We start from the raw sequence: 24,093 nt of genomic DNA on the forward strand, positions 1-24,093 counted from the left end.
GCCCGCGGTCCACCAGGCGGACGCCGCGCCCATCTCTCGGACACGGCGTCGGCCCGTCCCGGGGCTACCGCTCGGCGAGCGCGTGCTCCCCCGCCTTGCGCATCGCGTCCAGCGGCGCGGGACGGCGTCCGGTCATCTGCTCGACCTGGAGCACCGCCTGGTGCACGAGCAGGTCGAGTCCGCTGACGACCGCCCCGCCGTACGCCGACCAGCGGGCCGCCAGCTCGGTGGGCCACGGGTCGTACAGCACGTCGAAGAGGGTCGCCGGACGCTCGGGCACCAGGCCGGAGAGCGCGTCCGTGGCACCCGCCGGGGTGGTGGCGATCACCAGCGGCGCGCTCAGCGCCTCGCGGGCGTCCTCCCAGGCCTCGGTCCTGACCTCGACGTCGAGCCGCTCGCCCCACTGCCGCATCTCGGCCGCGCGGGCGTCACTGCGTACGTACGCGACGACCTCGCCGGTGCAGATCCGCGCGAGCGCGGCGAGCGCGGAGGAGGCGGTGGCGCCGGCGCCGAGGATCGCGGCGGAGTCGACCTGCTCGATGCCGCGTTCGCGCAGGGCGGCGACCATGCCGGGGATGTCGGTGTTGTCGCCGACCTTCCGGCCGTCCTCGGTGAACACCACCGTGTTCACGGCCTCGACGGAGGCGGCGGTTCCGCTGACCTCGTCGAGCAGCGGAATCACCGCCCGCTTCAATGGCATCGTCAGGGAAAGCCCCGCCCATTCCGGGCCGAGTTCCCCGATGAATCCGGGCAGCGCCGCCTCGTCGATCTCGAAACGGTCATACGTCCAGTCGGTCAGCCCGAGTTCCTCATAAGCGGCCCGGTGCAGCACCGGGGAGAGGGAGTGGGCGATCGGGGAGCCGAGGACGGCGGCTCGACGCTGTGGCGCGCTCATTGCCCCTTCAGGTATTTCTCGCGGTTGCGGTTCTGCTCTTCATTGGTCTCGGCGAAGAGCGTCTTGTCCTCGCTGACCGAGACGAAGTAGTACCAGTCCCCCTTGGCCGGATGCAGCGCCGAATTCAATGCCACTTCGCCGGGGTTGCTGATCGGTCCGGGCGGCAGGCCCTTGACCTTGTAGGTGTTGTACGGGTCCTTGATCTTGCGCAGATCGTCGACCGAGCCGATGGCGAGCTTAGACTCGCCCCTGAGGTAGTTCACCGTGGAGTCGAAGTCCAACAGGCCGTACGTCTCGGTGTTGTTGGGCTTGAGGCGGTTGTAGACGACCGTCGCGACCTTGTCGAAGTCGTGCTTGTGCTTGCCCTCCGCCTGGACCAGGCTCGCCACCGTGAGGACTTCCAGCGGGTTCTGCAGGTTCAGCTCGGCGGCCTTCGACGCGAGGCCCAGTTCGTCGTACTTCTTGTTGGCGTGGGCGACCATCTTCTTCAGGACGTCCTCGGGCTTCTGCCCCGGGGCGACCGGATAGCTGGAGGGGAAGAGGAATCCTTCCAGCGGGTCCTTGATGTCCTTGTTGGTGTTGGCCCACTCCGGAAGACCGAGGGTCTTCCATTCCTTCTTGGCGATCTTTTCCGTCGTGCCCGGGGACACCTTGAGGCGCTCGTCGATCTTTTTGTAGACGTACGCGTTCCGCCTGCCCTCGGGGATGATGAGGTTGGCGCGGCTCTTGGGGCTGAGCATCAATTCGACGGCGCTCGCCGCCGACATGTGCTTCTTGAGGACGTATGCGCCCGCCTGAATGGTCTTGCCCTGCGGGTGCTGCCCCTGGGCGGAGACAAAGGCGTCGACGCTCTTGACGACACCGGCTTCCTTGAGCTTCTGACCGATGGCATAGCCGAGGGACTGCTCGGGGATGTCCACGGTGACCGAGCCCGTACCGTCGCCCGAGTAATCCGGCGCCGTGCCGAAACGGTCCTGGTAGAACTGGTAGCCGAAGTAGCCGACCCCGCCGAGGCCTCCCGCGAAGACGAGGGTCACGACCAGGCACGCGCAGCCGTTGCGGCCCTTCTTCTGCTTCTTGCCGCCGCGGCCGCCGCGCCGACCACGACGGCCGGGCTCTTCGTCGTCGTCCGCGTCCTCGCCGTCCGCGAAGAAGGCGTGCTCGCCGCGGTCCGGCCCGGGGTCCCAGTCGGTCTCGGCGTCGGACGCCGCCTCGGGGTCCGGTTCGGGCCGACGGCGGGTCGGCGGCTCCGGGGGTGCGTAGGCGTCGGGGGTGGCGTAGTAGTCGGGGCCCTCCTGGCCGTACCCGGCCTGCTGGCCGGCGTAGGGGTCCATCGGGTCGGTGTAGGGGACCTGCCCCTGCTGCTGCCCGGTGTCCCAGCCGCCGTTGGGCCCGTCCTGGCCGCCGCCGTGGTGATGCTGCCCGGAGCCTCCGCCGTAGCCTTGGTCGGAGCCGCCGTTGTACCCCTGGTCGAGCCCGCCGTCGTAGTTCTGGCCGGAGCCGCCGTCGTAGTGCCGGTCGGCGCCGCCGTCGTGCCCCTGGTCCGAGCCGCCGTTGTAGCCGTTGTCAGGGCCGTTGTACGCCTGGGCGGAGCCGCCGCCCTCGTACTGCTGGCGCCCGCCCTCGTGCCCCTGCGCGCCGTACGCGGCCTGCTGCTGCCCCGTGTTCCAGTCGCCGCCGTACTGCGGCTGCTGCGACTGGCCGTGCTGCGGCTGCTGATGCTGATGCGGCTGGTGGTACTGCCCCTGGCCGCCGTAGGGGGACCGGCCGCCCGCGGGCTGCTGGCCTCCCCATCCGCTGTCCCCGTACAACGGGTCCTCCGGATGCCACGGTTCGGAGCCTGGGCCCCGGCCATACTCAGTCATCGATCCCCTACATGCCGCGAGGCGGGGCCGCCGTTGGGATGGCCGGGCAACCGTTCCGCCTCTTGATGCTGTGCGGCAGCTGTTCGAACGCCGCCGCATCGCGCGGAACGTTACCGTATCGCGATCAGATGACCACTTCGACGCCCTCGCCGGGGGCCTTCCCTGACGCCCGTTCGGACTCCAGGGCCTGCTGGAGGATGATCACGGCTGCCGCCTGATCGATGACGGACCTGCCCTTTTTGGACTTCACGCCCGAGGCGCGCAGCCCCTGACTGGCCGTCACTGTGGTCATCCTCTCGTCTACCAGCCGCACCGGAATGGGGGCGACCAGGCGGGCGAGTTCCTGGGTGAACAGACGGATCTTCGCGGCCGCCGGGCCCTCGCGCCCGTTGAGGGAGCGAGGGAGGCCGACGACGATCTCGATCGGCTCGTACTCGTCGACGAGCTGCTTCAGTCGGCGCCGGGCGGCCGGGACATCGCGTCCCGGCACGGTCTCCACCGGCGTGGCGAGGATGCCGTCGGGGTCGCACGAGGCGACCCCGATCCGGGCGTCACCGACGTCGATGGCGAGCCGCCGGCCCCTGCGCATGCCCTGGGCAGGCTCGGTCATCAGGCCGTCTCGGTGACGAGGCGCTCGACGGCGGCGATGGCGTCGCCGATCGCGGCCGGGTTCTGGCCGCCGCCCTGGGCGACGTCCGGCTTGCCGCCGCCACCGCCGCCGAGGGTCTTGGCGGCCGTACGGACCAGGTCGCCGGCCTTGAGGCCGCGCTCACGGGCGGCTTCGTTGGTGGCGGTGACCGTGAGCGGCTTGCCGTTGGCCGTCGTGAACAGGGCGACCACGGCGGGGCGGTCGCCGGGGATGCGGCCGCGCACGTCGAGGACGAGCCTGCGCAGGTCGTCGGCGCCCGTGCCGTCGGGCACCTGGCCGGTGACGAGGGCGACGCCGCGGATGTCCTTGGCGGACTCCACGAGACCGGCGGCGGCCGCGAGGACCTTCTCCGCGCGGAACTTCTCGATCTCCTTCTCGGCGTCCTTCAGCTTCGCGAGCATGCCGGAGATCTTCTCGGGCAGTTCCTCGGAGCGGCCCTTGACCAGCTCCTGAAGCTGGGCGACGACCGTGTGCTCCTTGGCGAGGAAGTTGTACGCGTCGACGCCGACCAGGGCCTCGATGCGGCGCACGCCCGAGCCGATGGAGGACTCGCCGAGGAGCTTCACCAGGCCGAGCTGGGCGGTGTTGTGGACGTGCGTACCGCCGCACAGCTCCTTGGAGAAGTCGCCGATGGTGACGACACGCACGCGCTCGCCGTACTTCTCGCCGAACTCGGCGATGGCGCCCTGCTTCTTGGCGTCGTCGATCGACATGACCTCGGCCTGGACGTCCAGCTCGCGGGCGAGGACTTCGTTGATCTTCTGCTCGACGTCCGTCATCACGGCCGTGGGCACGGCGGACGGCGAACCGAAGTCGAAGCGGAAGCGGCCGGGCTGGTTCTCCGAACCGGCCTGGGCGGCCGTGGGGCCGAGCGCGTCGCGCAGCGCCTGGTGGGTGAGGTGCGTGGCGGAGTGGGCGCGGGCGATGGCGCGGCGGCGGTGCGAGTCGATCGAGGCCCACACCGGGGCGCCGACGGTGATCTCGCCGACCTGGACGACACCCTTGTGGACGTGCACGCCGGGGACCGGCTTCTGCACGTCGCGGATCTCGACGATGGCCCCGCTGTCGAGGCGGATGCGGCCGGTGTCGCCGATCTGGCCGCCGCCCTCGGCGTAGAACGGGGTGCGGTCGAGGACGATCTCGACGTCGTCGCCCTCGGTGGCGGCGGGCGAGGAGACGCCGTTGACCAGCAGGCCGACGATCACGGCCTCGTTCTCGGTGAGGGAGTAGCCCGTGAAGTCGGTGGCGCCCGCGGCGTCGGCGATCTCGCGGTAGGCGTGCAGGTCGGCGTGGCCGGTCTTCTTGGCCTGCGCGTCGGCCTTGGCGCGCTCGCGCTGCTCCTTCATCAGACGGCGGAAGCCGTCCTCGTCCACGGAAAGGCCCTGCTCGGCGGCCATCTCCAGGGTGAGGTCGATGGGGAAGCCCCACGTGTCGTGCAGCAGGAACGCCTTGTCGCCGGAGAGGACCTTGCCGCCCGCGGCCTTGGTCTCGGTGACGGCGGTGTCGAGGATGTTCGTGCCGCCCTTGAGGGCCTTGAGGAAGGCGGCCTCTTCGGCGAGGGCGACGGTCTCGACGCGCTTGCGGTCGGTGATCAGTTCGGGGTACTGGAGGCCCATCGTGTCGATGACGACGTCGATGAGGTCCTTGACGACCGGGCCGGTGGCGCCGAGCAGGCGCATGTTGCGGATCGCGCGGCGCATGATGCGGCGCAGGACGTATCCGCGGCCCTCATTGCCGGGCGTGACGCCGTCGCCGATGAGCATGGCGGACGTACGGATGTGGTCGGCGACCACGCGCAGGGAGACGTCCGAGCCGTGGTCGGCGCCGTAGCGCACGCCGGTCAGCTCGGTGGCCTTGTCCATGACGACGCGCAGGGTGTCGGTCTCGTACATGTTCCGCACGTCCTGCAGGATCATGGCGAGACGTTCGAGGCCGAGGCCGGTGTCGATGTTCTTGGTCGGCAGCTCGCCGAGGATCTCGAAGTCCTCCTTCGAGGTGCCCTGGCCGCGCTCGTACTGCATGAAGACGAGGTTCCAGATCTCGACGTACCGCTCGTCGTTGACGGCCGGGCCGCCCTCGACGCCGAATTCTGGGCCGCGGTCGTAGTTGATCTCGGAGCAGGGGCCGCAGGGGCCGGGGACGCCCATGGACCAGAAGTTGTCCTTCTTGCCCAGGCGCTGGATGCGCTCGGCCGGGACGCCGATCTTCTCGCGCCAGATCTGCTCGGCCTCGTCGTCGTCGAGGTAGACCGTGATCCACAGGCGCTCGGGGTCGAGGCCGAAGCCGCCGTCGGCCACGGAGCCGGTGAGCAGCTCCCAGGCCAGCTCGATGGCGCCTTCCTTGAAGTAGTCGCCGAACGAGAAGTTGCCGCACATCTGGAAGAACGTGCCATGCCGCGTGGTCTTGCCGACCTCTTCGATGTCGGGCGTACGCACGCACTTCTGCACGCTGGTCACGCGCGGCGCGGGCGGCTTGACCTCGCCGAGGAAGTAGGGCTTGAAGGGCACCATGCCCGCGGGGACCAGGAGCAGAGTCGGGTCGTCGGCGATGAGCGACGCCGAAGGGACGACGGTGTGCCCGCGCTCCTCGAAGAAGCTCAGCCAGCGGCGGCGGATTTCAGCCGACTCCATCAGTGGTCCTCATTCCGGTTGTACGAGTGCCTCGGCGTGCCGAGGTACTGCGTCTTCTTGTTGTCGCTGTCGTGTGTGGTGTTCTCGATGACCGCGAAGCGGCGCCCGGCGGGCAGGGCGGCGTCGGGGTGGGCGTTGAGCCCGAGGGCCTCGCCCAGTTCGGCCTCGCGTTCGACCATGTTGTCGCGGACGTCGAGCGCGAAGTCCTTCAGCTTGTGACCCGCCTCGATCGCCTTGTTCGCCGCCTGCGCGGCGAGGCTCTCGGGCGTCAGCTTCTTGAGCTTGCGGTTGACCTTGGTGGTGGCCCATACGCCGGCGGCTGCGCCCGCGGTGAACCAGAACGTACGGCGGAACATCGCTGCGTCAGTCCCTCTTATTCCGGTTGTCCCGCTTCCTCTGCCGTGCGGAGGGGACGGTGCGGCCCACGATCACCGTACGACGGGACGGTTTGGCGGGCATGTCCTTCGTCTCGGGGCCGGCCTTGCGGCTGATGGCCCGGCGCACGCCGTAGCCGAACGCGGCCACCTTGACGAGCGGGCCGCCGAAGGTGGAGGCGACCGTGCTGGAGAGCGCCGAGGCGTTCGACGTGACCTCCTGGACGTCGGAGGCGATGGCATCGACGCGGTCGATCTGCGTCTGCGCGGAGCGCACCGCCGATGAGGCGTCTGCCAGCAGGGGGACGGCCTGTTCGGTCACGTCCGCGACGAGCTTGGTGGTCGCCCTGAGCGTCTGGGCCAGCCTCGCCAGTGCCACCGCGAGGAAGGAGACCAGGATCGCCCAGAAGACGGCCACCAGAATCCCGGCAACCTCTCCACCGGACACTTGGCACCGCTCCCTGAGACATCGTCCGAGACATCGTCCCTGAACATCGAACGTGAACATCGAAAAGTCGTCCCCCGAGCCTATCGCGCCGGGGCGCTCGGTCCGTACCGCATTCCCGCCCGCCGTCACGGACATGCCTCACAGCGATTGTACGGACCGCATGCGCGTGAGTACGCTCCGTGCTTCATGCGACCCTCTCAACCCGGCAACCTCCCCCTCGAACTGAACGCCTTCGTCGGGCGCGGCACCGAACTGGCCGAGCTGGCCGCGGCCTTGGAGGCCGGGCGGCTGGTCACGGTCACCGGGGTCGGCGGAGTGGGGAAGTCGCGGCTGGCCGTGCGGGCCGCGGGGCGGTGCCGGCCGCGTGACGGGGCCTGGCTGGTGGACCTGGCGCCGCTGCGGGACGCGGACCTGGTCGAGCACGCCGTCGCCGAGGCCCTGGAGCTGACCGACCACACGAGCAGGCCGCCGCGGCAGGTGCTGCGCGAGCACTTGGCGGAACGCGAACTCCTCCTTGTCGTCGACGGGTTCGAGCACCTCGTGGACGCGTGCGCCGCGCTGGTGCGCGAGCTGCTGGTGCACTCCCCCGGGCTGCGGGTGCTCGCGGTGGGGCGCAGGCCGCTGGAGACCGAGGGCGAGCGGCTCCTGTCGCTCGCGCCGCTGCCGCCGGAGGAAGCCGCCGACCTTTTCACGGACCGGGCGGCGGCGTGCGTGCCCCGCTTCGCCCTGGACGACGGCAACCGCGAGGACGTCCTTGAGCTGTGCCGGCGCCTGGACGGCATCCCGCTCGCCGTCGAGCTGGCGGCGGGCCGGCTGCGGGTCCTGTCCCCCGCCCAGTTGGTCGCCCGGCTCGACGACCGCTTCCGGCTGTTGACGGGGGTGCGCCGCGACGCGCCGCCCCGCCATCAGACCCTGCGCACGGCCATCGGCTGGAGCCATGAGCTGTGCGCGCCCCGCGAGCGGCTGCTGTGGGCGCGGCTTTCGGTGTTCACCGGGCAGTTCGATCTGGAGGCGGTCGAGTACGTCTGTGCCGGGGACGGGCTGCACGCCGACGAGATCATCGACGTACTGGACGAACTGCTCGCGCAGTCCGTCGTGACCCGCGAGGAGAACCCCGCGGGCGTGCGCTACCGCATGCTCGACACGGTCAGGGCGTACGGGGCGGAGTGGCTGGAGGCCGCGGGCGAGGCCACGCGGCTGCGGCGCAGGCACCGCGACTGGTACATGGGGCTCGCCACGTGGTGCGAGGTGGACTGGTTCTCGCCGCGCCAGCCCGAGATCGCGGCCCTGGTCGACATGGAACTGCCCAACCTGCGCGCCGCGTTGGAGTTCTGCCTCGACGAAGGCGGCGAGGCCCACCTGGGGCAGTACCTCGCGGGCACGCTGTGGTTCTACTGGGTCGGCTGCGGGCGGCTGGCGGAGGGCAGGCACTGGCTCGACCGGGCGCTGGAGCTGGACGGCGGCCACGAGGACGCGCGGCTCAAGGCGCTGTGGGTGCTCGGCTATGTGGCGGTGCTCCAGGGCGACACGGTCGCCGCCCTGGCCGCGCTCCACGAGTGCCGTGAGGGCGCCGAGCGTGCGGGCAGCGCGGTCGCGGTGGCCTACGCCGAGCACCGCATCGGCTGTCTGGCGCTGGTCTCGGACGACGTTGCGCGCGCGGAGAGGCTGTTGCGCTCGGCGCTGGCGCGCTACGAGGAGATCGGTGAGCTGAACAGCAACGTCCTGATGGGTCAGGTGGAGCTGGCGATGGCCCTCGCCTTCCGCGGTGACCTCGCCGGCGCGGTGGAGCTGTGCGAGGACGTCCGCCGGGTCTGCGAGGACCACGGCGAGCGCTGGGCCCTGGCCTACGCCCTCTATGTCCTCGGCTTCGCGGCCTGGACCCACGGGGAGGCCCAGAAGGCCCGCGCGCTGCTCGCCGAGTCCCTCGACCTCGACCACCGCTTCCACGACCTGCTGGGCACGGTGCTCTCCCTGGAGCTGCTCGCCCTGTTCACGGCCGCGGAGGGCGACCCGGCCGAGGCGGCGGTGCTCCAGGGTGCCGCCTCCCGTATCTGGCCCTCGGTGGGGCTGCCGCTGTTCGGCTCGGGGAACTTCGGCGCGCCGCACGCGCTGTGCGAGGAGCGGGCCCGCGCGGCGCTCGGCGACGAGCGGTACGAGGAGTGCGTACGGGCGGGGGCGGGGCTCGGCCTGGACGCGGCGGTCCAGCGGGCGCTGCGCACCAACCCCGAGAACGAGCGAACCCGCCGCCTGCCCCGCCGGGAAGGGCGGGGAGGCGACGGGCTGAAGCAGGGTGAGCTACGTCCGGGTCAGCGGGCGTAGTACTCGACGACGAGCTGCTCGTCGCAGATCACGGGGATCTCCTTGCGGTTCGGGTCGCGGTCCAGGCGGAAGGCCAGGGCCTTCAGGTTCACCTGGAGGTAGCGCGGGGTCTCGCCGTCGGGGGCGAAGCCACCCTCACGCGCGACCTGGAACAGCGGCTTCTCGCGGCTGCGCTCGCGGACCATGACGACGTCGTCCGGCTTGACGCGGAAGGACGGCTTGTCGACCTTCTGGCCGTTGACCTCGATGTGGCCGTGCACGACCATCTGGCGGGCCTGGTAGATCGTGCGGGCGATGCCCGAACGCAGAACCAGGGCGTCGAGACGACGCTCCAGCTCGATGACCAGGGCCTCACCGGTCTTGCCCTGCGTCTTGGCGGCACGCTCGTAGGCGCGGACGAGCTGGCGCTCGGACACGTCGTACTGCGCGCGCAGACGCTGCTTCTCGAGCAGACGGACCTTGTAGTCCGAGTTCTGCTTGCGCCCACGGCCGTGCTCGCCCGGCGGGTAGGGGCGGGCCTCGAAGTACTTGACGGCCTTCGGGGTCAGCGCGATGCCAAGAGCACGCGACTTCTTGACCTTGGGGCGGGACTGGTTCGGCATGAACCAACCTCTCTGTTCAATGTGAATTCGGCTTCACCAGTGGTTAGGGGAGGTCGCATCCGCAGCCTGGGAAACCTCTTGAGCCACCATGGGCTCTTGAGGCAGCCGCTCCCTGGTCTGGGCACTATGTGCAGCACGCGAGTGGCCCACCGGCCGGTCCCGGGGCCTTGGCTCCGGGTGGTGGTGGGCTGCCCGCGACACCTTCGACGGTGCGCGACGCTCCTGGTCCCCGTGCCTTGCGGCGGTGGGGTCCGGCTGGATGTCCCGTTCTGGTGGTGCCGGTACGAGACCGGGCACGGGACGCAGCACTTCGGGCAAGTGTACCGGGTGCGGCGGGGTGCCTCAGCCGGGTGCGGCGGGGTGCCTCAGCCGGGGGCGGGGGCCGTGCCCGTGCGGTCCGGTGCTAGCTCTCGGGCTGCTCGCCCTTGAGCCGGGCGCGGACCCGCTCGACCACGTCGGCGTACCGCGCCTCGGCGCCGTACCGCGTCGGCTGGTAGTAGCGCTTGCCCTCGATGGTGTCCGGGGCGTACTGCTGGGCGGCGATGCCGCCGGGGACGTCGTGGGGGTAGACGTAACCCTGCGCGTGGCCGAGCTTGGCCGCGCCCTTGTAGTGGCCGTCGCGCAGGTGGGGCGGGACGGGGCCGGCGAGGCCGCCGCGGACGTCGGCCTGGGCCTGCTGGATGGCGATCGTCGCGGCGTTCGACTTGGGGGCCAGGGCGAGGGCGATCGTGGCGTGGCTCAGGGTGAGCGCGGCCTCCGGGAAGCCGATCATGGCGACGGCCTGGGCGGCGGCGACCGCGGTGGGCAGGGCCGTGGGGTCGGCGAGGCCGATGTCCTCGCTGGCGGAGATCATCAGGCGGCGCGCGATGAAGCGGGGGTCCTCGCCCGCCTCGATCATGCGGGCCAGATAGTGCAGGGCCGCGTCCACGTCCGAGCCGCGGATGGACTTGATGAGGGCGCTCGCCACGTCGTAGTGCTGGTCGCCGTCGCGGTCGTACTTCACCGCGGCGCGGTCGACGGACTCCTCCAGCGTCTGGAGGGTGAGTTCCTTCTCGCCCTTGGCGAGGGCCGAGCCCGCGCCCGCCTCCAGCGCGGTGAGCGCGCGCCGGGCGTCGCCGCCCGCGATCCGCAGCAGGTGCTCCTCGGCCTCCTCGGGCAGCTCGACCGCGCCGCCGAGACCCCGCTCGTCGGTGACGGCCCGGCGCAGCAGGCCGCGCAGGTCGTCGTCGGTGAGCGGTTCGAGGGTGAGCAGCAGGGAGCGGGAGAGGAGCGGGGAGATGATCGAGAAGTACGGGTTCTCGGTGGTCGCCGCGATCAGCGTCACCCAGCGGTTCTCGACGGCGGGCAGGAGGGAGTCCTGCTGGGCCTTGCTGAAGCGGTGGATCTCGTCGAGGAAGAGGACGGTCTCCTTGCCGTGGCCGCCCAGGGCCCGGCGGGCGCCGTCGATGACCGCGCGCACTTCCTTGACGCCCGCGGTGATGGCGGACAGCTCGACGAAGCGCTTGTTCGTCGCCTTGGAGACGACGTACGCCAGAGTGGTCTTGCCGATGCCGGGCGGTCCCCACAGGAGCACCGAGGAGGGGCCGGCCGGGCCTCCCCCGGCCTCGCCCACCAGGCGGCGCAGGGGTGAGCCCGGCTTCAGCAGATGCTGCTGGCCGACGACTTCGTCGAGGGTGCGCGGGCGCATCCGGACGGCCAGGGGGCTGCTGGACGGGTCCTTCTCCTGGCGGTCTTCGGCTGCGGCGGTGAACAGGTCGGGCTCCACGTCCAGAACCCTATGTCACCCCACTGACAATCGGCCCCGGCCCTGGTCAGGCCCAGAGGTCGGCGCCCCAGCGCGTGAGGATCAGCATGGCGATGACGCCGGTGTGCATCACGGGCAGCGCCCAGGTGAAGTCCGCCAGGAAGCTCTTGGCCCAGCCCGGCGCGGGCAGGAAGCCGTGGCGGATGTTGAACGACGTGACGTACCAGAACATCAGGAGCGTGGCGAGCCAGGCCAGGCAGCACCACAGGCAGAGCGCGTTGATGTGGTACAGCGACTGGATCATCAGCCAGGTGCAGAATCCGACGCCGAAGAGCGTGCCCGCGTTGAACGTCAGCCAGTACCAGCGGGGGAAGCGGGCCCGGGCGAGCAGGCTCATGCCGACGCCGATGACGATGGCGTAGGTGACCAGGCCGAGCAGCGGGTTGGGGAAGCCGAAGACGGTCGCCTGCTCGCTCTTCATGATGCTGCCGCAGGACACGACGGGGTTGATGCTGCACCCCGGCTGGAAGTCCGGGTTCTTCAGCAGCTCCAGCTTGTCGAGGGTGATGATCCAGGAGGCGAGCAGACCGGCCGCGCCCGTGATCACCAGGAGCAGGGCGAGCCCACGGCTTCCGCCGACGGCGCCCGGAGCGTCCGCCCGCTCCCCGTGGTCCAAGTCGTCATCCTGCGCCGAGATCGTTTTGGTCATCACGCCGTTCCGTCGCTGTCGAGGTGGCCTGGGGGCACGCACATTGTGCCGCACGTACCTGTGTGTCCACCGGCCGATGGGACACACAGGTACGTGAAGCTGTGAGGAGCTACGAAAGCCCGGTCTTACGCGAGCCGGTCCTTCAGGACGGCGACGATCTCGTCCGTCGCGACCGGCTCCTGCTCGCCGGACTCCATGTCCTTGAGCTGGACGACGCCCTCGGCGAGGTCACGCTCACCGGCGACGACGGTGAACCGTGCGCCGCTCCGGTTGGCGTTCTTCATCGCTCCCTTGAGCCCCTTCCCGCCGTACGAGAAGTCCGCCGCCACCCCGGCCTTGCGCAGCTCCGTCACCTTGGCGAAGAGCACGCGGCGTGCCTCGTCGCCGAGCGGTACCGCGAAGACGCTGGTGGCGGAGGGGAGTTCGAGCTCGACGCCCTCCGCCTCCAGGGCGAGCACCGTGCGGTCCACGCCGAGTGCCCAGCCGACCGAGGGCAGCGAGGGGCCGCCGATCATCTCGGAGAGGCCGTCGTAGCGCCCGCCGCCGCCGACGGCGGACTGCGAGCCGAGGCCGTCGTGGACGAACTCGAAGGTGGTGCGGGTGTAGTAGTCCAGGCCGCGGACCAGCTTCTCGTCGTCCTCGAAGGCGACGCCCGCCGCCGTGATCAGCTCACGGACCTGCTCGTGGTACGCCTTGCACGCGTCGCACAGGTAGTCGCGCAGGGAGGGCGCGCCCACGAGCTGCTTCTGGACCTCGGCCCGCTTGTCGTCGAGGACGCGGAGCGGGTTGATGTCGATACGTCGACGTGTCTCCTCGTCCAGGTCGAGGCCGCGCAGGAAGTCCTGGAGCGCGGCGCGGTAGACGGGACGGCACTCCTTGTCGCCCAGCGAGTTGAGCAGGATGCGGAAGTTCCGCAGGCCGAGCGCGCGGTAGGCCTGGTCGGCCAGGATGATCAGCTCGGCGTCGAGCGCCGGGTCCTCGGCGCCGATCGCCTCGGCGCCGACCTGGGAGAAGTGCCTGTAGCGGCCCTTCTGCGGGCGCTCGTAGCGGTAGTAGGAGCCGGAGTACCAGAGCTTGACCGGGAGGTTGCCCGCCTTGTGGAGGTTGCCCTCCAGGGCCGCGCGCAGCACGGACGCGGTGCCCTCGGGGCGCAGCGCGAGTTCGTCGCCGCCCTTGGTGGTGAAGGCGTACATCTCCTTGGTGACGATGTCGGTGGACTCACCGACACCGCGCGCGAACAGCTCGACGGCTTCAAACCCGGGCGTCTCGATGTAGCCGTATCCGGAGTTGCGCAGCGGGGCGGAGATCGCCTCGCGCACCGCCAGGAACTTCGCGGAGTCCGGCGGAAGCAGGTCGTACGTGCCCTTGGGGGCCTTGAAGGTGCTCACGGAAGTTCTCTCGTCACATTCCTCGTCGCGGGGCGGACGTCTGGTCCGCGCCCAGGCCGGCGGCCACCTGCCGCAGATACGGGTTGGTGGCGCGCTCCTGGCCGATGGATGTCTGGGGGCCGTGGCCGGACAGCACCACGGTGGAGTCGTCGAGCGGCAGGCACACGCGGGCCAGCGACTCGAGGATCTCGGCGTGGCTGCCGCCGGGCAGGTCGGTGCGTCCGATGGAGCCGGCGAAGAGCAGATCGCCCGAGAAGAAGACCGAGGGGATCTCGGCCGTCTCGGGCATCTGGAAGGTCACCGACCCCTTCGTATGGCCCGGGGCGTGCGCGACGGAGAAGTCGAGGCCCGCCAGCTTCAGCTCGGCGCCGTCGGACAGCTCCCGCATGTCGTCCGGCTCCCCGACGGTCAGCTCGCCCATGAGCGGCATCCCGATGGAGCGGCCGAGCGCCTTCTCGGGGTCGCTCATCATGTACCGGTCGCGGGGGTGAATCCACGCGGGCACGTCGTGCGCCCCGCAGACCGGGACGACCGAGGCGACGTGGTCGATGTGGCCGTGGGTGAGGATGACCGCGACGGGCTTGAGCCGATGCTTCTTGAGGGTGTCCTCGACTCCCTGGGTGGCCTGGTGGCCCGGGTCGATGATCACGCACTCCTCGCCTGCGGCGGGGGCGACCAGGTAGCAGTTGGTGCCCCAGGCCCCGGCGGGGAACCCGGCAATGAGCACGATCGTCCTTCGTTCGTCGTCCGGCGGGAGGGGCCGCAGCCCCCGGAACGGGAGAATGCGGCAGATCAGAGCCTACCGGCGCTGCCGATTCCACAGGTAACCCATATACGGTACGGGGCACATTCAGGCGGTCTTGAGAAACGTCCGGGACAACGGACGAACGGGAGATGGGGAGAGAACCCGGTGGTCAGCAACGATCAGCGGCGGCGGCAGCTCGCCCGGGAGAAGTTCGAGCGTCAGCAGCGGCGGCGGGAGGCCGCGCGGCGCAGGACGCGGCTACGCAACGGCGTGATAGCGGGGACGCTCGCGGTGGTGGTGGCGGGCGGCGCCGTGTCGTACGCGGCGGGCGCCTTCGACGGCGGCGGTTCGACGGAGGACGACGCGGCCGCGCGGCCCACCAGCACCCCCAAGGACCCGTGCGCGAAGCCGGCTCCCGGCAAGGTGAGGCCGCTGAGCTTCAAGAAGGAGCCGGCGCTCAAGGTCGACAGGTCCGCCGACTACACGATGAACCTGAGGACGACGTGCGGTGACATCGGCCTCGACCTCGACGCGGCGAAGGCCCCGCACACGGTCAACTCCTTCGACTTCCTGGTGAACAAGGGCTACCTCGACCACACCAAGTGCCACCGCCTCACCACCGGCGGCATCTACGTCCTGCAGTGCGGCGACCCGGAGGGGACCGGCAGGGGCGGTCCCGGCTACTCGATCCCGGACGAGAACCTCAAGGACAAGCGCCTGAAGGGGAACGTGTATCCGGCCGGCACGGTCGCCATGGCGAACCAGTACAACGCCCAGGAGAAGAAGGGCCGCGACACCGGCGGCAGCCAGTTCTTCCTCGTCTACCAGGACAGTCAGCTCCCGCCCGACTACACACCGTTCGGGACCATTTCCGATTCCGGGATGAAGGTGCTGAAGAAGATCGCCGCCGCCGGGGAAAGCTCCGGGCGGGGCGACGGCGCCCCGAACGCGACCGTCGTCATCGACAAGGCGACCGTCACCAAATCCTGAGCCCCGCCAGGCAAACTTCGGTCGTGCGGGATGCGGACAGCCGCCCCGCCGGTCGCCTATGTTGGCGGTGACGAAACTGTGGACGATGCCGGGGGCCCGACGGCCCTGCGCAGGCATCATGTGGAGGAGGCGCTGTGAGCAGCGACCCGTGGGGCCGCGTCGACGAGACGGGGACCGTGTACGTGCGTACGGCCGACGGCGGCGAGCGAGTGGTCGGTTCGTGGCAGGCAGGATCTCCTGATGAGGCCCTCGCCTACTTCGAGCGCAAGTACGACGGTCTGGTCGTCGAGATCGGACTTCTCGAGCGCCGGGTGAAGACGACCGACCTGTCGGCCAAGGACGCGATGACCGCCATCGACCATCTGCGCCAGCAGGTCGACGAGGCGCACGCGGTCGGCGATCTGGACGCGCTGAGCAAGCGGCTCGACAAGCTGGTGGAGACCGTCGAGGCCCGCCGTGAGGAGCGCAAGGCCCAGAAGGCCAAGCAGTCCGACGAGGCGCGGCACGCCAAGGAGGCCCTGGTCGTCGAGGCCGAGGAGCTGGCCCAGAGCGAGCAGTGGCGGTCGGCCGGTGAGCGGCTGCGGGCCCTGGTGGACACCTGGAAGGGGCTGCCACGGCTCGACCGCAAGTCGGACGACGAGCTGTGGCACCGCTTCTCGCACGCCCGCTCGGCGTTCTCCAAGCGCCGCAAGGCGCACTTCGCGTCGCTGGACGCGCAGCGCGAGGAGGCCCGCAAGGCCAAGGAGAAGCTGGTCGCCGAGGCCGAGGCGCTGTCGAGTTCGACGGACTGGGGGCCGACGGCCGCGCGCTACCGCGAGCTGATGGCCGACTGGAAGGCCGCGGGCCGCGCCCAGCGGGAGCACGAGGACGACCTGTGGAACCGCTTCCGCGGCGCCCAGGACGTGTTCTTCGCGGCGCGCAGCGAGGTCTTCGCGGAGCGTGACGCCGAGCAGTCGGAGAACCTGAAGCTCAAGGAGGAGCTGGCCGAGGAGGCCGAGAAGCTCGTCCCGGTGAAGGACCTGAAGGCGGCCCGAGCCGCGTTCCGCTCGATCAACGAACGCTGGGAGGCCATCGGCCACGTCCCGCGCGACGCCCGCCCCAAGGTGGAGGGTCGTATGCAGGCCGTGGAGCGGGCGCTCCAGGAGTCCGAGGAAGCCGAGTGGCGCCGCACGAACCCGGAGGCACGCGCGCGTGCCGAGGGGCTCACCGGCCAGCTCCAGGCGGCCGTGGACAAGCTGACGGAGCAGATCGAGAAGGCGCGCGCCGCGGGCAACAACGCCAAGGCCGACAAGCTCCAGAAGGAGCTGGACGGCCGCCAGGCGCTGCTCGACCAGGCGCTGAAGGGTCTGCACGAGTTCGGCGGCTGATCCCGCGAGACGAGGAGGGCCCGGCCGGTGGCGAGCGCACCGGCCGGGCCCTGCGGCGTTCCCGGTGCCTACGGCGCGGTGCCCACTCCCCCGTACTCGGTGAGGTCCAGCGCGTGTTTGAGGACCTCGCAGGCCTGGATGTGGTTGCCGGACTCCTGGAGCAGATCGGCGAGCCTGCGGCAGACGAGGACGGCCTCGGGCCCGTACACCTTGTGCACCTGCTGGAAGGCGAGTTCGAGGACCTCGATGGCCTCGCGGATCTGCCCCGTCTCGGCCAGCAGTTCCGACAACTCCAGTTGTACGGCGAGCAGTTCGCCCCGGCCGTCGCTGACCTGCTCCTGGAGCGCGAGGCGCAGCACCGGCAGGGCGTCGCGGGTGTTCCCCTCGGCGCGCAGCAGCCGGGCGACGTTCAGTCCGGTGGCGACCATGGCCGCGCGGATGTCGGTCGCGAGGACCGGGCCCGCGGGAGCGCTGCGGGCGGCGCGGGCCTTGTTGCGGGCGAAGGGCAGCCGGCCGACGCCGTTCTCCTGGGAGCGCTGGGGCAGCGGGCGGTTCTTGGCGCGCAGCCGCTCCTCCAGGACGCGGTAGAGCGTTTCGAGGTCGATCAGCTCGGGGCCGTCGGGGACACCGCCGCGCAGCACGGTCAGGAGCTCGCCGGTGAACGCCGTGTAGCGCTCCCCGTCGGGTGCGAGGGCCACGCGGTCGCGGGGCGAGGCGGTGAGGACGTACGCCCCGTCAACGGCTGCCTGCGCGGCGAGCACGTCACCGCCGGACAGGGTGCGCGCGGCGCGTCCGCTGAAGCAGCAGTCGAGTACGACGATCTTGCGTCGGGCGCGGGAGCCGCGCAGCGCGGTGCGCAGATGCTGGTAGGCGACCGCGGTGTAGCCCATGGTGTCGCGGGAGTCGCCGAGGGCGAGGTACAGGTCGGCGGATTCGGAGTCGCGCATGCCGTGTCCGGCGTAGTACACGACGAGGGTGTCCGTGGCCTCGTCGGCGGCCTGGTGCACGGGGTCGAGCATGGCGGGCACGCTCTGCGGGTCGGTGACCACGGTGCAGTGCTGGACGGGAAGTCCCCAGACGGTCGCGTCGCACAGCTCGGCCGCCAGGTCCACCACATTGGCCTCGACGGCCGGCAGCTGCGGCAGGTGGCGGTAGGACGCGGTGCCGATCAGGACGGCGCGGGAGCGGGCCGGGTCAGGAAGCGCCGTCGCCATCGGCCGCGCCCCCCTCGCCGCGCTCCAGGGCTGCCATGACGCGCCGCAAGGTCTCCTCGTCGCGGGCCGCTTCCGGCGTCAGTTCCACGCGTACGTCGCCGCGGCTCAGGACGAGGGCCGGGGCCCTGCGGCGCGAGAGCTGCCACTGGAGCAGGGAGACGACCAGGGCGGCGGTGGACAGGGAACTGCCGAGGACGAGTTCGAGCACGTCGAAACCGGTGCCCATGTGGTCCGCCGGGGCGGGCGCGGCCGGGGCGACTCTGCCGCGCAGCTGCCCGTCGAGGGACTCGTCCGCTCGCAGCCAGCCCGCCAGGGACCGCAGTGCGTCCTCGGCGTCGGCTTCGCGTACCTCCACCACCAGATCGGTCACCGCTCGCTCCCTCTTCGCTGGTCCACTTGACGGTTCACCCGGGCGAGCAGTTCGACGGCCTTGTCGCCCGCGCCCAGCCGGGCCAGGCACACGGCCTGCCAGTACTGGCTGATGAGCGTGGTCGGGTGGGCGGGCCCGAGCGACGACAGGCAGACGGGGACGACCGCGGCCAGCATCCGCGCGGCTTCCTGCAGTTCGCCCCGGAGCACGAGGTTGACCGCCTCACGCTGGCGGGACAGGGCGTTCTGCGGGGTCATGCTGCTGAGCACGATGCGGCGGGTGGCGTCGCTGAGCGTCGGCGGATGCAGCGGGTCGGCGAGCTCGGCCCTCGGGTGCGGGACGGCCTCTTCCCAGTCGTACTCCGGTTCCTCGGCGGCGGCCGCCGCCTCGTGCAGGGAGCGCACCGCCTCGTCCCTCACCTGGCCGGCCAGGAGCGCGGCCAGAGTGTCCCGGCCGCCGTCCGCGTGCCGTTCGAGCACTTCTTCGGTGGTGCCGATGGGACCCGGCCGGTCGGCGGGGTCCTGGGCGCAGAGCCGGTCGACGAGGTCGAGGAGCTCGCGGGGAGGTCCTTGGAGGCGTCCGGCGAGCCGGGGGACGCCGTCACCGAGGGCGCGGTCCACGATGGCGCCGTAGTCCACCGTGGCATCTCCGAGCGGCAGCTCTCCGGTGAGCATGAGGTACATGCAGGCGCCGAGGCCGTACAGGTCGGCGGCCGGCGAGGGGGCCGCGCCCCGGATGGCCTCCGGGGCCATGAACTGCGGGGTGCCGACGAGCTCCCCCGTCCTGGTGATCGCCCGCTCCCCCGCGAGCCGGGCGAGCCCGAAGTCGTGCAGGACGACGTGGCCGCCGTGGTTGATGCCGATGTTGGAAGGCTTGACGTCCCGGTGGAGGACCCCCGACTCGTGCGCCGCGGCGAGCCCGCGCACCACGTCCAGGGCGACCTGTGCGACGACGGGCGCCGGCAGCGGTCCGATCCGCTGGACCAGTTCCGCGAGGCTCAGTCCGTCGAGCACCTGCATCACGAGGTAGGGCGTGCCCTCGACCAGTCCGGCGTCGTACAGCGTGACCACGGCGGGGTGTTCGATGCGGGCGAGGGCCCGTGCCTCGCGCAGGAACCGGTCGCGGGCCTCGCCGTCCTCGGCGAGGCCTTCGACGGCCGTCAGCACTTTCACCGCCACGCGCCGCCCGAGCCGGGTGTCCTCGGCCTCGTGCACCACACCCATGCCGCCGCGCCCCAACAGCCCGAGCAACCGGTACCGCCCGGCGACGGTCGCGCCCTCCCCGTAATCCATCGCCTTCCCCCCGCCCGCCGCGCCCGCTCAGGGCCTGCGCGCCGACGTCACCCGGTACACGTCGTACACACCCTCCACTCCCCTGACCGCCTTGAGCACGTGCCCCAGGTGCTTGGGGTCGCCCATCTCGAAGGTGAAGCGGGAGGTGGCGACGCGGTCGCGCGAGGTCTGCACGGCCGCCGAGAGGATGTTCACGTGCTGGTCCGAGAGGATGCGCGTGACGTCGGACAGGAGGCGGGAGCGGTCCAGGGCCTCGACCTGGATGGCGACGAGGAAGACCGAGGACTGCGTCGGCGCCCACTCGACCTCCAGAATCCGCTCCGGCTCGCGCGAAAGGGAGTCGACGTTCACGCAGTCGCTGCGGTGGACCGACACCCCGCTGCCGCGCGTCACGAAGCCGATGATGGGGTCGCCGGGGACGGGTGTGCAGCAGCGGGCCAGCTTGACCCACACGTCCTCGACGCCCTTGACGACGACGCCCGGGTCGGCGTTGGAGCGGCGCTTGCTGCGTCCACGCGAGGGCGGGGCGCTCTCGGCGATGTCCTCGTTGGCGGCCTCCTCGCCGCCGAGGGCCTGGACGAGCTTCTGCACGACGGACTGCGCGGTGACGTGCCCCTCGCCGATCGCCGCGTACAGCGAGGAGATGTCGGGGTAGCGCATCTCGTGGGCGAGGGTGACCAGGGAGTCGCCGGTCAGGATGCGCTGGATGGGCAGGTTCTGCTTGCGCATGGCGCGCGCGATGGCGTCCTTGCCCTGCTCGATGGCCTCGTCGCGGCGCTCCTTGGAGAACCACGCGCGGATCTTGTTCCGTGCCCGCGGCGACTTGACGAAGCCGAGCCAGTCGCGGGAGGGCCCGGCGCCCGCTGCCTTGGAGGTGAAGACCTCCACCAGGTCGCCGTTGTCCAGCGTCGATTCGAGCGGCACGAGACGGCCGTTGACCCGCGCCCCTATGGTGCGGTGGCCGACCTCGGTGTGCACCGCGTAGGAGAAGTCGACCGGTGTGGCGCCCGCCGGAAGCGCTATGACGTCGCCCTTCGGCGTGAACACGAAGACTTCGTTGCGCGACAGGTCGAAGCGCAGCGACTCCAGGAACTCGCTGGGGTCCTCGGTCTCCTTCTGCCAGTCCAGGAGCTGGCGCAGCCACGCCATGTCGTTGAGGTGGTCGTCCTTGCCGCCCGCCTTCTTCGGTACGTCCGTACGCACCTTCGAGGCGCCGGCGACGGCCTCCTGCTTGTACTTCCAGTGCGCGGCGATGCCGTACTCGGCGCGGCGGTGCATGTCGAACGTACGGATCTGCAGCTCGACGGGCTTGCCGTTGGGACCGATGACCGTCGTATGCAGCGACTGGTACATGTTGAACTTCGGCATCGCGATGTAGTCCTTGAACCGGCCGGGGACCGGGTTCCATCGCGCGTGGACGGTGCCGAGCGCCGCGTAGCAGTCGCGGACCGTGTCGACGAGGACACGAATGCCCACCAGGTCGTAGATCTCCGCGAAGTCACGGCCGCGGACGATCATCTTCTGGTAGACGCTGTAGTAGTGCTTCGGGCGGCCGGTGACGGTAGCCTTGATGCGGGCGGCACGCAGGTCGGCCTGGACCTCGTCGGTCACTATGGCGAGGTATTCGTCGCGCTTGGGGGCGCGCTCGGCGACCAGGCGGACGATCTCGTCGTACATCTTGGGGTAGAGGATCGCGAAGGCGAGGTCCTCCAGCTCCCACTTGATGGTGTTCATGCCCAGGCGGTGGGCGAGCGGCGCGTAGATCTCCAGGGTCTCGCGCGCCTTCTTCTCCTGCTTCTCGCGCTTGAGGTACCGCATGGTGCGCATGTTGTGCAGGCGGTCGGCGAGCTTGATGACCAGGACGCGCGGGTCCTTGGCCATGGCGACGACCATCTTGCGCACGGTCTCGGCCTGCGCGGCCTCGCCGAACTTGACCTTGTCCAGCTTGGTCACGCCGTCGACGAGCAGCGCCACCTGGTCGCCGAAGTCGCGGCGCAGGGTGTCCAGGCCGTACTCGGTGTCCTCGACGGTGTCGTGCAGGAGGCCGGCCATCAGGGTGGCCGGGTCCATGCCCAGCTCGGCGAGGATGGTCGTCACGGCGAGCGGGTGCGTGATGTAGGGGTCGCCGCTCTTGCGCTTCTGGCCGCGGTGCCAGCGCTCGGCGACCTGGTAGGCCCGCTCGATCTGGCGGAGTGTGGCGGTCTCGATCTTGGGGTCGTTGCTGCGCACTATCCGCAGCAGGGGTTCCAGGACCGGGTTGTACGGATTCGAGCGCTGGACGCCGAGGCGGGCGAGGCGGGCTCGTACGCGGTTGGAGGAGCCGGAGCGCGCGGGCGCACCCGTGGCGGGACGGATCGCGGGAGCCGTCGGGTGGTGGTCCGCGGGCGGCTTCGGGCGGGGCTGCTCTGCCGGCTTGTCGCCCCGGGAGACCTCTCCCTTGGCGCGCTGCGCGGACGAGCCGCCCTGGGCGCCTTCTGCCTTCTTCGCGGGCGCGGCGGAGCCCGCCGAGGCCTGCTGGGCCTTCTGGGCGGCCTTGGCGGCGGTGAGTGGCTGGGACTCGTCTGGCAAGAGCGCTCCCTGTGCGCGATCGGGGTCCCCCGGACAGGCCCCGAAGTACCCATGGTATCGATCCTGGGGCTTCCGCTCGCCTGCGGCCGGTGAGACACCGCTGTACAGGAGAAACGTGCGGGACGGGGCATCGATTCCCCTCCGGAGTCCCGCTGAGCGATTTCCGCCTGGGGTCCGCGGGCTCACCGGAAACGACGACGGACGCCCCGGCCGGTGCCGGAGCGTCCGTCGTGCTGTCGCGCGTGTCGGCTCAGACGGTGATCAGCGCCTCCAGGGGCGCCCCGTCCAGAGCCCGGACCAGCTTGCGCCGGCCCTCCAGGAAGCCCAGCTCCATCAGGACCGCGACCCCGGCCACCTGGGCGCCGGAGCGCCGGATGAGCTCCAGCGAGGCCTCGGCGGTGCCGCCGGTGGCGAGGACGTCGTCGATGACCATGACACGGTCGTCCGCCGCCAGGTCCTCGGCGTGCACCTCGATCTCGGCGCTGCCGTACTCCAGGTCGTAGCTCTGCCGCAGCGTCGCTCCGGGGAGCTTGCCCGCCTTGCGTACGGGGATGAAGCCGAGCCCGGCGCGGAGTGCGACCGGAGCGCCGAGAATGAAGCCGCGGGCCTCCAGGCCGACGATCTTCGTGGCGCCGTGCCGCACGCTGAAGTCGGCCAGCGCGTCGGTGAGCGCCGCGAACGCCACCGGGTCCGCCAGGAGCGGGGTGATGTCCTTGAACGTCACGCCCGGCACCGGGTAGTCCGGGACGTCACGGATGCGGCTGAGCAGCAGCTCCGTGACGTCCGTCAGCTCGGTCATCGGCGCTTGCCCGACGGACGGCCCTTGCCGCGGCTGCGCGAGGCGGGCTGGGAGCGCGGGCCGACGACGGCCGGCGCGGCGTCGTCGTCGGAGACGCTGTCCCGCGGCTCCTCGTCACCCGCGAAGGTGCCGTCCTCCGCCGAGTCCCCCTTGGCCGCGGCCGAGGCGCGCTTGGCGAGGACCCGCTTCTTGAGGGCCTTCAGCTGCGGCTCGCGCTCCTTGAAGTCGGCGACGAGCGGCGTGGCGATGAAGATCGAGGAGTACGCACCGGCCGCGAGGCCGACGAACAGCGAGAGCGAGATGTCGTTCAGCATGCCGGCGCCGAGGACACCGCCACCGATGAACAGCAGGCCCGCCACCGGGAGCAGCGCGACGACCGTGGTGTTGATGGAGCGCACCAGCGTGCCGTTGATGCTGCGGTTGGCGACTTCGCTGTAGGTGAAGCGGGTCTGCTTGGTGAGGTCCTTCGACTGCTCCTTCAAGCTGTCGAAGACGACGACCGTGTCGTAGAGCGAGTAACCGAGGATGGTCAGCAGACCGATCACCGTGCCCGGGGTGACCTCGAAGCCGACGAGGGCGTACACACCCACGGTGATGGTGATGTCGTGGATGAGCGCGATCAGCGCCGCCAGCGCCATGCGCCACTCGAAGGCGATGGCCAGGTAGATCACCACCAGGACCATGAAGATCGCCAGGCCCTGCCAGGCCTTGTTGGCGACCTGCTCACCCCAACTGGGGCCGACCAGGTCGGCGTTGATGTCCGCGGCCTTGACGTCGAGGTCCTTGGCCAGCGCCGCCTTGATCTGGTCGGACTTGTCGATGTCCACACCCGCGATCTGGATGCGCATCGCGTCGTCGCCCAGCTTCTGGACGATCGCGTCGTGGCCCGAGGCCTTCTCCGCGGCCTCTTCGGCCTTCGCCACGGAGACACTCGTCTTCGGGGTGTTGAAGACGGCGCCGCCCTCGAACTCGATGCCCATGTTCAGGCCGCGGACCGCGAGGCCCACGATGGCCGTGATGGTGATCAGTATCGAGACGGCGTACCAGATCTTGCGCTTGCCGACGAAGTCGTAGCCGACCTCGCCGTGGTAGAGCCTGGCGCCGAGATCGCCGAGCTTCGACATC

General features: G+C 70.7%; 20 protein-coding genes. 3 read left to right on the forward strand and 17 right to left on the reverse strand.

The features are described from left to right. Window positions 1-64: 64 nt before the first annotated feature. From J2N69_RS05510 to J2N69_RS05535, 6 genes are all read right to left on the reverse strand, one after another. The gene (locus tag J2N69_RS05510) at window positions 65-895 is read right to left on the reverse strand and encodes a shikimate dehydrogenase (RefSeq protein ID WP_230899731.1); all 831 of its coding nucleotides are present in this window, start codon (window positions 893-895) and stop codon (window positions 65-67) included. Next, on the reverse strand, window positions 892-2,760 hold the full coding sequence (gene mltG / locus J2N69_RS05515; RefSeq protein WP_230899732.1) for an endolytic transglycosylase MltG: 1,869 nt from the start codon (window positions 2,758-2,760) through the stop codon (window positions 892-894). Before mltG ends, J2N69_RS05510 begins: the two co-directional genes overlap by 4 nt. A gap of 124 nt (window positions 2,761-2,884) precedes the next feature. Further along, complete coding sequence (gene ruvX, locus J2N69_RS05520) at window positions 2,885-3,370, reverse strand: Holliday junction resolvase RuvX (protein ID WP_230899733.1); 486 nt, start codon at window positions 3,368-3,370, stop codon at window positions 2,885-2,887. Next, a complete protein-coding gene (alaS, locus tag J2N69_RS05525; protein ID WP_230899734.1) occupies window positions 3,370-6,039 on the reverse strand; it encodes an alanine--tRNA ligase in 2,670 nt (889 codons plus the stop codon). The genes ruvX and alaS overlap by 1 nt, the downstream gene beginning before the upstream one ends. Continuing rightward, window positions 6,039-6,395, reverse strand: coding sequence for a DUF6167 family protein (locus J2N69_RS05530; RefSeq protein WP_230899735.1), 357 nt, complete (start codon window positions 6,393-6,395; stop codon window positions 6,039-6,041). Before J2N69_RS05530 ends, alaS begins: the two co-directional genes overlap by 1 nt. A 7-nt stretch (window positions 6,396-6,402) precedes the next feature. Next, window positions 6,403-6,861 carry a DUF948 domain-containing protein gene (locus J2N69_RS05535; protein WP_205035912.1) on the reverse strand — a complete coding sequence of 153 codons (459 nt, stop codon included), beginning with the start codon at window positions 6,859-6,861 and terminating at the stop codon, window positions 6,403-6,405. Window positions 6,862-7,047: 186 nt separating this feature from the next. On the opposite strand from J2N69_RS05535, the gene J2N69_RS05540 reads away from it, so the two are divergent. Continuing rightward, window positions 7,048-9,180, forward strand: a complete 2,133-nt coding sequence (locus J2N69_RS05540; protein ID WP_230899736.1) for an ATP-binding protein — start codon at window positions 7,048-7,050, stop codon at window positions 9,178-9,180. Here J2N69_RS05540 and rpsD read toward each other — a convergent pair. The 5 genes from rpsD to J2N69_RS05565 form a co-directional block, all read right to left on the reverse strand. Beyond that, the gene (gene rpsD / locus J2N69_RS05545; RefSeq protein ID WP_055698916.1) at window positions 9,168-9,782 is read right to left on the reverse strand and encodes a 30S ribosomal protein S4; all 615 of its coding nucleotides are present in this window, start codon (window positions 9,780-9,782) and stop codon (window positions 9,168-9,170) included. The genes J2N69_RS05540 and rpsD overlap by 13 nt on opposite strands. A gap of 403 nt (window positions 9,783-10,185) precedes the next feature. Beyond that, entirely contained in the window at window positions 10,186-11,547 is a 1,362-nt protein-coding gene (locus J2N69_RS05550) for a replication-associated recombination protein A (RefSeq protein WP_230899737.1), read from the reverse strand. A 46-nt stretch (window positions 11,548-11,593) separates the two neighbouring features. Further along, complete coding sequence (locus tag J2N69_RS05555) at window positions 11,594-12,235, reverse strand: vitamin K epoxide reductase family protein (RefSeq protein ID WP_230899738.1); 642 nt, start codon at window positions 12,233-12,235, stop codon at window positions 11,594-11,596. Between the two features lie 125 nt (window positions 12,236-12,360). Beyond that, complete coding sequence (gene hisS / locus J2N69_RS05560; RefSeq protein ID WP_230899739.1) at window positions 12,361-13,623, reverse strand: histidine--tRNA ligase; 1,263 nt, start codon at window positions 13,621-13,623, stop codon at window positions 12,361-12,363. A 13-nt stretch (window positions 13,624-13,636) separates the two neighbouring features. Then, window positions 13,637-14,350: an MBL fold metallo-hydrolase gene (locus tag J2N69_RS05565; RefSeq protein ID WP_230899740.1), complete on the reverse strand. Its 714-nt coding sequence runs from the start codon at window positions 14,348-14,350 to the stop codon at window positions 13,637-13,639. Between the two features lie 183 nt (window positions 14,351-14,533). On the opposite strand from J2N69_RS05565, the gene J2N69_RS05570 reads away from it, so the two are divergent. Then, window positions 14,534-15,358 carry a peptidylprolyl isomerase gene (locus J2N69_RS05570; protein ID WP_230899741.1) on the forward strand — a complete coding sequence of 275 codons (825 nt, stop codon included), beginning with the start codon at window positions 14,534-14,536 and terminating at the stop codon, window positions 15,356-15,358. Between the two features lie 134 nt (window positions 15,359-15,492). Then, window positions 15,493-16,725, forward strand: a complete 1,233-nt coding sequence (locus J2N69_RS05575) for a DUF349 domain-containing protein (protein WP_230899742.1) — start codon at window positions 15,493-15,495, stop codon at window positions 16,723-16,725. 68 nt (window positions 16,726-16,793) lie between these two features. Here the strand turns inward: J2N69_RS05575 and J2N69_RS05580 are convergent, their stop codons facing one another. The 6 genes from J2N69_RS05580 to secF form a co-directional block, all read right to left on the reverse strand. Beyond that, window positions 16,794-17,939 (reverse strand): caspase family protein, encoded by a 1,146-nt coding sequence (locus tag J2N69_RS05580; protein ID WP_230899743.1) that lies wholly within the window; start codon window positions 17,937-17,939, stop codon window positions 16,794-16,796. Next, a complete protein-coding gene (locus J2N69_RS05585) occupies window positions 17,920-18,309 on the reverse strand; it encodes an effector-associated constant component EACC1 (protein WP_230899744.1) in 390 nt (129 codons plus the stop codon). The genes J2N69_RS05580 and J2N69_RS05585 overlap by 20 nt, the downstream gene beginning before the upstream one ends. Next, entirely contained in the window at window positions 18,306-19,601 is a 1,296-nt protein-coding gene (locus J2N69_RS05590) for a serine/threonine-protein kinase (protein WP_230899745.1), read from the reverse strand. Before J2N69_RS05590 ends, J2N69_RS05585 begins: the two co-directional genes overlap by 4 nt. 27 nt (window positions 19,602-19,628) lie before the next feature. Continuing rightward, window positions 19,629-22,169 carry a RelA/SpoT family protein gene (locus J2N69_RS05595; RefSeq protein ID WP_230899746.1) on the reverse strand — a complete coding sequence of 847 codons (2,541 nt, stop codon included), beginning with the start codon at window positions 22,167-22,169 and terminating at the stop codon, window positions 19,629-19,631. Window positions 22,170-22,419: 250 nt separating this feature from the next. Continuing rightward, window positions 22,420-22,968, reverse strand: coding sequence for an adenine phosphoribosyltransferase (locus J2N69_RS05600; RefSeq protein ID WP_230899747.1), 549 nt, complete (start codon window positions 22,966-22,968; stop codon window positions 22,420-22,422). Continuing rightward, the gene (gene secF, locus J2N69_RS05605; RefSeq protein WP_230899748.1) at window positions 22,965-24,092 is read right to left on the reverse strand and encodes a protein translocase subunit SecF; all 1,128 of its coding nucleotides are present in this window, start codon (window positions 24,090-24,092) and stop codon (window positions 22,965-22,967) included. Before secF ends, J2N69_RS05600 begins: the two co-directional genes overlap by 4 nt. Window position 24,093 lies beyond the last annotated feature (1 nt).

It is taken from the genome of Streptomyces huasconensis (genome assembly GCF_021028635.1).
Taxonomy (GTDB): domain Bacteria; phylum Actinomycetota; class Actinomycetes; order Streptomycetales; family Streptomycetaceae; genus Streptomyces; species Streptomyces huasconensis.